This is a genomic window from Actinomadura rifamycini DSM 43936, assembly GCF_000425065.1.
Taxonomy (GTDB): Bacteria; Actinomycetota; Actinomycetes; order Streptosporangiales; family Streptosporangiaceae; genus Spirillospora; species Spirillospora rifamycini.
In genome coordinates, this window is the sequence record NZ_AULB01000008.1 from 279,073 (window position 1) to 290,522 (window position 11,450).

Below are 11,450 nucleotides of genomic sequence, written 5' to 3' on the forward strand. Positions count from 1 at the left end.
AGCCGCAATAGACACTCAGCACTATGGCCACTTTGTGCCACATGACACGAAGATGGTTGTACATCCTTTTTGTGTCATGCTGGGGTTGTCCGTCCGAAGCATGTGCCGCCCATGCCGCACCGTGCCCATCGCGCACGAAGGCTACCGAGGAGGACCCGTGGGCATCCACGACACCGCGGTCGACAGGCTACTGATCGATATCTCGGACCTCTCGCTCCGCCAGTTGAGAGATGCCGACCTCGAAGGCGGAGCGCTCGAGGAGGCCCTGCTCGAGCTCCTCGACCCGACCCTCGGCGAGGCCGCGGCGGCCGGCTTCGACAGTTTCGTGGAAACGGCGAAGCCCGCGGCGCTCCCCGGATAGCGAAACGCGGACCCGCCCTACCTGGCATAACGACCGCTCGCCCCGACCCGCCCCCCGGAGGGCCGCACACCCGGCCCACGCCAAAGCGGTCACCCATGGACACCCCGCTCCGGCACAGAGTCACCCGCGCCCGGGGCTGGGCATTGCCAAGTACGCCACATTTCTCCTGCCTGCGCGACTAGAGTCCTCATTAAGTCAGGTAGCATTTCCGCGCTGGTTACGGAGTGTCTTTGGTGTGCCCTTTTTGGGCGTTGTGCACTAGCCATCCGGTTCTTGTGACGGCCCGCCCGCCACGGCGCCGGGGCACCCGCCCAGCACGTCCGGCCGTGCACGAGCGCCGTCGGCGGCGGTCATGAGCCTGCCGGAGAGCACGGTCGGCGAACAATGGGAGCCTCCACCCCAGCGGAAGACCAGAGCCCCTCTGCCGCGCAACTTCTCCCTGCTGTGGCTCGGTTCGGCGACCTCTCAACTCGGCAGCACGAACGCCGCCATCGCCTTCCCCCTGCTCGCCCTGGCCCTGACCCATGACCCGGTCTTCGCCGGCTGGGTGACCGCCGCGGGAACGTTCCCAAGCCTTTTGCTGTACCTCCCGGCCGGAATGGTCGTCGACCGTTTCGATCGCCGGAGGCTCATGGTCTTCTGCCAGATCGCCCGGTGCACCGTGGTGCTCAGCCTGGCCATCGGTATTCTCACCCTGGCCACACCGAAGATTCTCTTGATCAGTGCGGCGGCGTTGGACAGGATCCTCGCCTCCTTCTACAACCTCGCCGAGACCACTCTCGTCCGCCGTATCGTCCCGGAGAACGCGCTCCCCGAAGCCATGGCGAGGAACGAGGCGCGCAGCCACATCGCGCTCCTGCTCGGCCGCCCGCTCGGCGGGTTCCTCTATAACTGCCACAGATCACTGCCCTTCGTCATGGACGCGCTGTCGGCCCTGGCCTCGGTGGCCATGATTCTCAAGATCAAGCCGCATGACGCCCGGGCATCGCCCGTGACGGCGCAGGAGAATCCGGAGGCCGGGTTCTGGGAGTGCGTCCGCTTCCTGCTCAAAGACCCGTTCCTGCGGATGGTGCTCAGCGTCTGCGCCGTGACGAACTTCGCCTTCCAGGTCATCTTCCTGATGCTCATCATCCAGGCTGAGAACCAGTACGACTCCGGCACGGTGATCGGGCTGCTGTTCACGGCGTCCGGTCTCGGTGGAACGGTGGGCGCCGTGGCCGCACCGCGGCTGGTCCGCAAACGCCGACCGCTCAGAGCCATCTGTTTCTCGGTCTGGGGATGGGTACTGCCGGTCACCGCGGTGTGGGTCTTCGACCATCCGGTGGCGGGCTTCCTGGCCTGGGCCGTGATCAGCGTGGTCGGCGCGCACGTCAACGTCGCGCTCACCGTGCACCAGGCACGGCACGTCCCCGATCAGATGCTGGCCCGCGTCGCCGGAGTGAACAACTTCGTCACCCGAAGCGCCGTTCCGCTGGGGGCGCTGTTCGCCGGCTATCTTCTGTCCAGCGTCGACGAGACCCGAAACGCCAGCCTTCTCGTCCTCTGTTTGACACTCTGCGTAGCCGTTTCGGTCAGCGTTTACGGGCTGCACCGGAGGAGGACCCAGGTACGGCGTCGCGCACGGTCAATGCTCATCCACCTCCGGACAGCTTGTGCCCCACAGCTTTCGCCGCCGCCCACGTACCATGACCCCACCGATGAAGGGCACCTGACCGAAGGGGTCCAAGGGGGCGTGGCTGGAAGTGAGATCGCCACTAGACCGTCAGAACGTCAACCGGCTGGTCGAGGCACTGTGGCGCCTGGATGCCTTGCAAAGGCAGCGGATTCGCGATCAGTACCTCGCCCACCTGCGTAAGGAACTCGGCGTCCCACTGCCCGTACGCAGGGACGAGCGAGACTTCTTCGATCTGCAGTGCCTTGTCGAAGGCTGCCTCGACCATCCCGGCGCGCTCCACGCTTTCCTGCGCGTCATCGAGCGTTTCCACTCGGGAAGCAGCACATTCGCCGAGGTCATGCGATTGGCCTCGGCCATGCTGCCGGAGCCGCTCCTCGAACCCGGAGAACGCCGGGCGCTGCACGAACTGGTCAAGGTGCTCCAGGATCGCAGTCCGGACGTGCTGCACCCCGGAACCGTCCGGGAATTGTTCTGGACGGTGGTGGATCCCGTCGGCTCCCTCGACATCGACCCCGGGGACATATGGCCGGTGCTGGATGATCTCGAGGACCGCACGGTCGACGCGGACGGCGTCCCGCGGCTGCTCGACTTCGTCGAGCGCCTCGCCTTCCGCACCGGCGAGCCGATGCGGAAGGCGCTGCGCCGCTGGACGGAGCAGGCGGCCGAACGCCTCGGCGTGGCGGACGTCGTCCTGCAGCGCCGCGAAACCCTGGCGGACGGCCCGGAGCCGCCCCGGATGTACCTGGTCATCGCGTTCCGCCCGGACGGGGTCTCCCCCGACAAGTACCTCGTGTCCGCGTGGCTGCAGTCGGACGACGGTCACGGGGTGACGCTCCGCTGCCAGGACGACCACCCGATACCGGTGGCGCAGTTGCCGGCCCTCGTGGTGGAGCTCCTCACCGAAGAGGAGCAGGTCGTGAACCGGCCCGCGCTGGCGGAGCTCGCCATCGAGTTCGTCCTGCCGCTGAACCTCCTCGGGACGGCATCGCTCGACCAGCTGCGCATCACCGTGGACGGTCTGGAGCGGCGGCTCGGGATCGAGCACCCCGTCGTGGTACGGAGCCTGGACCGCATGATGAAACCGAACTACCACCCCGCCTGGCGGCGGAAGTGGAAGTGGATGAGGGAACACCCACACGACGCCAAAGTGTGCTCGGTGACACAACCCGGCGAGTATCGCGGCGAAAGCCTGTACAACATGCTCTTGGCCAATTCCTCATTCGTCTGCCTCGCCCTGGCGTTCCCTCCGCGCACGGACGGCGCCGGAGCACCCGACGAACTCCGCATCGGACTCCAGGCCGGGGCTCCCGTCATCGCATGGTGCCGGGACGGGCTGGCACCGGACATGTTCGCCGAGGGATTCCACGAACTGGTGTCCCGGGGCGTACCGGCCCTGCCGGACAGTGTGCTGGCCCTTCGCAGGGAGGCGGTCGCGGTCCGCGACCGCGATCCGGGTGCCGACCATCTGGGATTCCAACTGACACTGCTCTTCGACGACGCCGACAGATTCCCCGAACCACGCGGGCGGTTGCGGGCACCCGCCTGATCGGCGCCGGCCAGACCGATGACGAACCCACCCGATGACGAGGAGGTGCTCCGTGACGACCCAGCGATCGGTTCCGGACGGCGGCCGTGATGACTGGCTGGTCTACCGCGGAGACGGCACGACGCACGACGGGCTCCGGCGTCTTCCCGACCCGCCGCCGTGGCGGCGCTTCGAGCGGGACGGCGACACGGCCCTGGGTCCCGGCGGGACCGCGCGGGCGCTGTCGTACCGGCCGCCGCGGAACGCGGTGACGATGGTCAACGTCGCACTGCACCTGCGCCGTCCGCTGCTCGTCACGGGCAAGCCGGGCACGGGAAAATCGACGCTCGCCCACAACGTCGCGCACGAACTCGGCTTGGGCCCCGTCCTGTACTGGCCGATCAGCAGCCGCGCCACCCTGGAAGAGGGGCTCTACCGCTACGACGCCATCGGGCGGTTGCACGAGACGAGCCTGCGCCAGGCGGTCGCCTCCGGGGCGGCGGCCAAGGCCCCCGACATCGGCCGCTACATCCGGTTGGGGCCGCTGGGGACGGCCCTGCTGCCGTCGGCGCGTCCCCGGGTGCTGCTGATCGACGAGCTCGACAAAAGCGACATCGACCTTCCCAACGACCTGCTGAACGTCTTCGAGGAGGGCGGCTTCACCGTCCCCGAACTGGAACGGCTGCCCGAGGAGGACGAGGTCGTCCGGGTACTGTCGGCCGAGGGCGGCGAACGCGTGCCGGTCACCCGGGGCAGGGTGCAGTGCACGGCGTTCCCCCTCGTGATCATCACGAGCAACGGCGAGCGCGAGTTCCCTCCCGCGTTCCTGCGCCGTTGCGTCCGGCTCGTGATCGAGGCGCCGGACGCGCGGGAGCTCGCCGCCATCGTGGAGGCCCACCTCGGCCCGGAGGCGCGGGCGAGCAGCACCGAGCTGATCAACGAGTTCCTGCGCCGCGGCGACCACGGCGACCTGTCCACCGACCAGCTCCTCAACGCCGTGTACCTGTGCACCTCCGGGTCGCGTCCGCCGGAGCAGACCCTGCAAGAGACGATCGAGGCCATCCTGCGACCGCTGAACGCGAGCGGTCCGGAATGAAGGAGCAGCTCGACCGGCTGGTCGAAGCGCTCGCCCACCTGGATCCCCCACCGACCGCGCGAGAGCTGGCCGACGCCCTGTGGCTGGCACGCCTCGTGCCCATGCAGGCGGCGAACGAGCGAGCCGCCCGGGAGACGGCCGGGGAGGAGAGCGCCGGTGAGACTCCCCACGACCCGGAACCCGCCGAGGCGTCCACCGCCGAACCTCCCGCCCCCGCGGCCGCGGCCCGCCCGGTCGCGGCTCCGCCGCAGGTCGCCCTGCACCCGGCTCGGCCCGGAAGCGTCACCGACGGCATCGTCCGGGCGCCGGCACTGCCCGCGATCCCGCAGGCGCTGGACCTCGGGCGAGCGCTCCGGCCGCTGCGCGAGAACGCCTCGTCGCCGACGGTCGAGAACCTCGCCGAGGAGAAGACGGCGCAGTTGATCGCGGAGACCGGTATCTGGCGGCCGGTGATGGAGCCCGCACCGGAACGGTACTTCGACCTCGCGCTCGTCGCCGACGAGAGCCGCTCCATGGTGGTCTGGAGCCGCATCATCGGTGAGTTCCACACCCTCCTGGAACAACTCGGCGCGTTCCGCGACGTGCGCGTGTGGCGGCTGGACACCGACGAGGACGCGCTCGTCCTGAGGACGGGCACCGGTTCCTCGGTGCGGAACCCGAACGAGCTCATCGACCCCACGCGCCGCCGCATCGTCCTCGTCTTCAGCGACTGCATCGGGCGGGCCTGGTACGACGGCCGCGCGGCCGCCGTCCTCGAACGGTGGGCGGACGTCGGGCCGGTGGCGATCGTCCAGCCGCTGCCGCAGCGGCTGTGGTGGCGGTGCGGCACGACCGTCGAGCCGGTTCGCCTCGGGGCCGTCCAGGCTGGCCCGCCGAACAGCCGCCTCACCGTCCGTTCCCGCGACGGGTTCATGCTGCCCCCGGGAACGGCCGTCCCGGTGCTGGAACTGGCTCCGCGGTGGCTTCGCCCGTGGGCGGAGATGGTCGGCGGCGGCGCCCGCCAGATCACCACCATGGCGATGTTCACCGGCGCGCCCCCGTTGAAGGACAGCGTGGACGAGGACACGGAGGACCTCGCGGCGGAAGAGCGGGTCCGGCGGTTCTCAGCCGGTTCGTCCCCCCTGGCGTTCGAGCTCGCCTGCCATCTCGCCGCAGCACCGCTGAGGCTGAAGGTGATGTCCCTGGTCCAGCGGGCGACGTTGCCCGACTCGAACCGGACCCATCTGGCCGAGGTCTTCCTCGGAGGTCTCCTGCGGCCGGCCGAGCGCGACCCCGTCGGGAACACCGGGGACAGGGCGCCGGACGACGTTCTCTACGAGTTCCACGAGGGTGTCCGCGACGTCCTCCTCGGCAGGCTGAAACGCAGCGACGCCCTGCGCATCCTCGGCGAGGTCTGGGAGATCGTCCGGGAACGCCTCGGTTCGCCGCTCGACTTCCCGGCGCTCCTCCGCGCTCTGGAGACGGGGACCGAGGCGCTCCAGGACGATCGGCCTTTCGCGAAGGTCGCCGCGCCCGTGCTGATGCGGCTCGGAGGGCGGTACCGGGCCATCGCCGAACGGCTGGCCGCAACGGACGCCGCCGCCTCCGGTGCGGACGGTCCCCTCGACACGCCTTCGGTACCGGGACCGCTGACCCTCCCCCATCCGTCCGTTCCGGCGAACTCCGGCCCTTCGGGGCCGCTGATCGGTGGCGGGCTCCCTACCCGCAACCCCGATTTCGTCGGCCGTGACGCTCTGCTCCGCGACGTCCGCGCCCGGTTGCCGGACGTGGTCACCACGCTGCTGCCGGCGCCGCCGCACGAACTCGGCGGGCAGGGCAAATCCCAGCTCGCCGTCGAGTACGCCCATCGCCACGCGAGCGATTACGACCTCCTCTGGTGGATCCCCGCCGAGCAGACCCCGCTGGCCCGGGCGTCCCTCGCCGAGCTCGCGAGAGTCTTGGGCACACCGCTGAGCGACGACATCAACAGAACGGTCGAGCACGTACTCGACGCGCTGCGGGAGGAGCGGCCGTTCCGCCGCTGGCTGCTCATCTACGACAACGCGACCGATCCGGACGAACTGATACCGCTCATGCCGGTCGTGCCCGGTGAGCGCGACCTGCTCACGTCCGCGTCCTCCGGCCACGTGCTGGTCACCTCGCGGGACCGGCGCTGGGGCGACCGCACGTCCGCGGTGGAGGTGGGGTTCTTCGAGCGCCGGGAGAGCGTCGCGCTGCTGTGCCGCCGCGCGCCCGCGCTCGTCCCGGAGGAGGCGGAGCTCCTCGCCGAACGCGTCGGCGACCTGCCGCTGGCGGTCGAGCAGATCGCGGCCTGGCACGCGGCGACCGGACGGCCGAGCGACGACTATCTGCGGCTGCTCGATGATCATCTCGGGGACGACCACCGCGCCGAGCTGCCGTCGGAGTATCCGGCGGAACTCGCCGCCGCCCTCGAGATCTCCTTCGAGAGCCTCCGGACGGAGGCACCGGAAGCGGGCCGCCTGCTGGAACTGCTCGCCTTCTTCGGACCCGAACCGGTGGCGATCGAGCTGCTGACGGCGGGGTCGACGGCGCGCCTCCCGGAGAACGCTTCGGCCACGCTCTTCCAGTCGACGCTGGGTGACCCGGACGCACTGCACGCGGCGGTGCGGGCGCTCGTCCGCTACTCGCTGGGCCGTTTCGACGTCGATCAGGACGGGGAGCGGACGCAGGTGCACCGCCTGGTCCGCGCGTTGCTGCAGCGGCGTCTTTCCGAGCCCGATCGGGCGACGATGCAGAACCTCGTCCACCGCATCCTCGCCGAAGCGACCCCGAACAGCCCACCGGACGACGAGTCCACGTGGCCGATCCGCAGGCAGATCGCCCCGCACGTGCAGCCTGCCGGAGTGGTCTCGGGCTCGACCGCCGAGATCCGCGAGGTGGCGCTGGACCAGATGCGCTACCTCTATCTGCTGGGCGATTTCGAGGGCAGCCGCGGTCTGGGCGAACTGGCGCTGCGCCGCTGGCGCGCCGAATGGGGGGAAGACGACGGCACGGTGCTGTCCGCCGGTCGGGAGCTCGGGACCGTGCTCCGTGCGCTCGGGGACGTCACCGAGGCGGCGCGGCTGCTCGCCGACGTCCACCGGCGGACGGCCGAACGGTTCGGGCCCGACAGCATCCAGACGCTGCTGGCGGCCAACAGCATGGCGGCCGACCTCCGCCTGCAGGGAGACTTCGTCGGCGCACTGAACCTCGACCAGGACACGCTGCAACGCATGGTGCGCATGTTCGGACGGGAGCAGCTGGAGACTTTCCGGGTCATCAACAACGTCGGCATCGACCTGCGCCTTTTGGGCGAGTTCAACCGGGCGCGGGAACTCGATGCCGATGCTCTGAGCCGTTTGCGCACCCATTTCGGAGCTTCCCACCGAAGCACCCTTCTCGCCATGAGCCAGCTCAGCCGCGACCTGCACGGCCTGGGAAGGTACCGGGAGTCCGCGCAGATCCAGCGCGAGGCACTCGAACGGATGCAGCGGACGCTCGCGCCCAATCACGCATTCGTCCTGCACGGCCAGATGAGCCACGCCGCGACACTCCGCGAACTCGGTTCCTACGCCGATTCGCTCCGGCTCGCGGAGGACACCCACCGGCTTCATCTGCAGCGGTTCGGGGAAAAGCACCAGGACACGCTCGCCGCCCGGCGCGTCCTCGCGATGGTGTGCGTGAAAACGGGCGACGCCGACCGCGCCCGGGGGCTCGCCGAGGCGGCCCTCACCGGCTACCGCGGAATCATGGGACGCGATCACCCGTTCGCGCACGCGTGCACGACCGATCTGACGGTGGCGCTGCGCGCGCTCGGAGGGCACGAACCGGCACGGGCGATCGACGACACGACGCTCCAAGCCCTGACTCGGCTGCTGGGCCCGGATCACTACTACACGCTGTGCTGTTCGGTCGGGCTCGTGCACGACCTCTACAACCTGGGCCGGTTGGAGGCGGCTCACAGCCGTTCGGCGGAGACGTTCACGCGGTTCAGGAACCGGTATGGAGCCGACCACGCCCACACCCTGGCGTGCGCGCACAATCACCGGATCATCGGCATCGCCCTCGGCCGCGACGATCCGCAGCCGGACCCGCTCGGAAAACTCGCGCGGCTGCTCGGCGGCGACCACCCGGAAATTCTTGCGGCGAAGGAGGGCCGACTGCTGGAATGCGTGATCGAACCGATACCGCTGTGAAAGTGCCGCGGTCGAGGACCCGACCTCAGCGGGCGGCCGGCTCGCCTTCGACGAAGGCGTCGAAGCCGGCCGCCGCGGGCTGCGGACCGTCGGCCTCGTCGAGAAAACGCCTGATCACGTCGCCGATCACCGTGTCCTCGATCGCCGAGAGCTGTTCGAGGGAGACGTCGCTCACATCGATCAGGAGGGATCGACCTTCGTCGCTGCTGTCTCCCACCAAACCTCCTCATCACGGGCGAGAGCGGACTCGCCGTGGCGTGACGTTACAAGGTCCAGGTTCCCAGATCAAACGCAGGTGAAGCGAGTGGTCGACGTTCTTTCTGAAAAGAGGGTCTGCTCTTGAAACGGCGAAGCCGGGACATTCCAGCACCGGCTCTCGGAAGCCTTCGAGGACGGGCCGCAACGAGGGAGGAGAACCACGGTGAGCGCCGATGAAACGAGGAATGCGACGGAACGGTGGCTGCCGCAGGGGGCGTGCGCGATCCTGGCCTACGACATCGCCTCCTTCGGGGACACGTCCCGGACGGACGACGTCCGCGAGATCATGCGCGAGGCGATGTACCGGCAGATCGACATGAGCCTGCGGCCGGCCGGACTGGAACTCGCGGACTGCTACCGGGAGGACCGCGGCGACGGGGCGATGGTGCTCGCACCGCCGACGGTCGGGACGGAGTCGCTGCTGACGTCCGTCGTGGACGTGCTGAAAGCCGAGCTGCGGCGGTACAACAAGGCGGCGGCGGACGTGGCGCGGATCCGGCTGCGGATGGCCATCCACACCGGTGAGGCGCGCTACGACGGAAACGGCATCGTCGGAATGTCCGTGAACCACGCGTTCCGAATTCTGGACGCCCAGCCGTTCAAGGACGTCCTCAACACATCGGGGGCGGCCCTGGCGGTGGTCGTGTCGCAGCGAGTGTACGAGGACGTGGTGCGGCACGGGCCCGGCCTGGTCGACCCGGACGACTACGGTCCGGTCGACATCGCGGTGAAGGAGACCGAGGGCACCGCGTGGGTGCGGGTGCCGGGGATGCCCGCCGGACGGGTCGGGCAGCTCGGAAGCGAGGTCGCGAAGCGGGCCTCGACCGAGATCGTCCAGGACGCCGTGCGGGCACCGGCCGCCGCCCCGGCATCCCCCCTGGCCGACCCGATGGCCGTGGACCGGGTGGCGCCGAGCACCGTGTTCGACCTGGTGAACATGATGATCGAGGTTCCGCTGATGGCCACCCCGCAGGGGCGTGAGCAGGTCGTGAGCATGCTGCGGGGGGACATCCGGGGCGCGGTCCCCCGGCATGCGGAGGCCCGGCCGGACCTCCACTCGCTCGTCACCACATGCCTGGACTATCCGGGCGGGCTTCACGATCTGCTGGCGGCGGTCAAGGGCCTGGCGGGCGAGTCGATGCCCGTGCTCCGGCTGGAACAGACGATCGCCGAGCTGCTCCCCCGTCTCTGACGGCCGACAGATCGTCCAGGAGAACGGCCAGAAGCTTCTCCTCGTGCACGGGCGCGGCGGTGCAGGCGCCCGCGAGGTCGTCCGGCTCGACCGAAGCGGGCCACCCGCCGCGTGCGGCCCGGTACGAGGATGCGTCGAACCGCCATGGACTCATGGCGGGTGCGGCGCCGCGCATCTGGTCCATGATGACGAGACCCGCGCGGTCGAAGTCCGCACGCGCGCGTATGCGGCAAGCCGCGCGGTCGAGGCCCCGGATCAGTTCGAGCGCGGCCATGGACGCGATTCCGTCGGTACAGACGAGCGGCGGGCAGTGGGGGCCGAGTCGGTCCGCGGCGGCTTCGGCGATCGCCGGGTTCTCGCACACGAACACCTCGCAAGCCGCGGCGGGACGCCAGTCACCCGCGAGCGAGCGCAGGGTCAGCCAGGTCGGCTCGCCACGCACCGCGGCGGACAAGGCGACGCACGCCGCGGTGCCGGTGAGCCGGAGGTTCATCGTCAGGACCCGGGACGAGACCTCGTTGCAGAGCACGCCGATCGACCTCCACGCGGCACGCCAGGCGGGGCCCGAGCGCGCGGGGCCGTCCAGTCCGTGGACGACGGCCGCCAGCCGGGCGACGGCCCGCCCCAGCCGTCGATCGGCGTCCAGGGCGTGCGCGTCGTCGCAGACGTCGGCGGCGAACTGGGCCAGCGGCACGGGTTCGCCGGGGAGCGCCCGCCAGACCGCGGCGACCTGGTCGGCTACCGTCGCGAAACGGGGGTTCTCCGCCAACCAGGTCTCGGCGGCCCGGGCGGCGACTCCCGCGGCGGCCAGTGCGTCGAGAGCCTTCCTTCTGCGCGCCTCCGCTTCGGCCCGCGCTCGAGCGCGGCTGCCGGCTCGAGTGGTGACGGGACCGTGAACCTCTTCGGCCAGGTCCAAGGGGCTGAGCCCGTCGAGCCGGACGGCGAGGTCCTGCAGCCGCACCGGACGCCCGGAGACCTCCCACCGGTTGCCGAGCAGCCGCGCGACCTGCTTGCGCTCGCCGGGGTCGAGCACGCAGGACAGCGCCCCGCGGTCGGTGGAGTGCCCCCGTTCGGCGCGGACTCGGATGGCGTCGACGACCTTGGACGGGCCGGGGAGCCGAACCCACGCGGCGAGGCTCGGCGGCAG

The 11,450-nt window shown here is 70.1% G+C and carries 8 protein-coding genes; 6 read left to right on the forward strand and 2 right to left on the reverse strand.

Annotation, left to right across the window (positions count from 1 at the left end; translation table 11 throughout):
* Positions 1 to 157 precede the first annotated feature (157 nt).
* The 5 genes from H505_RS0106205 (at position 158) to fxsT (ending at position 8,853) form a co-directional block, all read left to right on the forward strand.
* On the forward strand, positions 158 to 361 hold the full coding sequence (locus H505_RS0106205) for a hypothetical protein (RefSeq protein ID WP_026401294.1): 204 nt from the start codon (positions 158 to 160) through the stop codon (positions 359 to 361).
* A gap of 352 nt (positions 362 to 713) precedes the next feature.
* Positions 714 to 2,216 (forward strand): MFS transporter, encoded by a 1,503-nt coding sequence (locus H505_RS0106210; protein WP_026401295.1) that lies wholly within the window; start codon positions 714 to 716, stop codon positions 2,214 to 2,216.
* The gene (locus tag H505_RS0106215; RefSeq protein WP_026401296.1) at positions 2,170 to 3,582 is read left to right on the forward strand and encodes a VMAP-C domain-containing protein; all 1,413 of its coding nucleotides are present in this window, start codon (positions 2,170 to 2,172) and stop codon (positions 3,580 to 3,582) included. The genes H505_RS0106210 and H505_RS0106215 overlap by 47 nt, the downstream gene beginning before the upstream one ends.
* Positions 3,583 to 3,634: 52 nt before the next feature.
* On the forward strand, positions 3,635 to 4,657 hold the full coding sequence (locus H505_RS0106220) for an AAA family ATPase (RefSeq protein ID WP_245592451.1): 1,023 nt from the start codon (positions 3,635 to 3,637) through the stop codon (positions 4,655 to 4,657).
* Complete coding sequence (fxsT, locus tag H505_RS0106225) at positions 4,654 to 8,853, forward strand: FxSxx-COOH system tetratricopeptide repeat protein (RefSeq protein ID WP_026401298.1); 4,200 nt, start codon at positions 4,654 to 4,656, stop codon at positions 8,851 to 8,853. Before H505_RS0106220 ends, fxsT begins: the two co-directional genes overlap by 4 nt.
* 25 nt (positions 8,854 to 8,878) lie before the next feature.
* On the opposite strand, the gene fxsA is transcribed toward fxsT, so the two are convergent.
* Complete coding sequence (gene fxsA, locus H505_RS0106230; protein WP_026401299.1) at positions 8,879 to 9,070, reverse strand: FxSxx-COOH cyclophane-containing RiPP peptide; 192 nt, start codon at positions 9,068 to 9,070, stop codon at positions 8,879 to 8,881.
* 204 nt (positions 9,071 to 9,274) lie between these two features.
* On the opposite strand from fxsA, the gene H505_RS47320 reads away from it, so the two are divergent.
* A complete protein-coding gene (locus H505_RS47320; RefSeq protein WP_051300327.1) occupies positions 9,275 to 10,303 on the forward strand; it encodes an effector-associated domain 2-containing protein in 1,029 nt (342 codons plus the stop codon).
* Here the strand turns inward: H505_RS47320 and H505_RS40080 are convergent.
* A complete protein-coding gene (locus H505_RS40080) occupies positions 10,227 to 11,336 on the reverse strand; it encodes a DUF2399 domain-containing protein (RefSeq protein ID WP_051300329.1) in 1,110 nt (369 codons plus the stop codon). The genes H505_RS47320 and H505_RS40080 overlap by 77 nt on opposite strands.
* Positions 11,337 to 11,450: the final 114 nt, after the last annotated feature.

Bases quoted from the DNA above. Each gene is read 5' to 3' on its own strand.
- H505_RS0106210 (WP_026401295.1), top strand. From the start codon at position 714: ATGAGCCTGCCGGAGAGCACGGTCGGCGAACAATGGGAGCCTCCACCC.
- fxsT (WP_026401298.1), top strand. From the start codon at position 4,654: ATGAAGGAGCAGCTCGACCGGCTGGTCGAAGCGCTCGCCCACCTGGAT.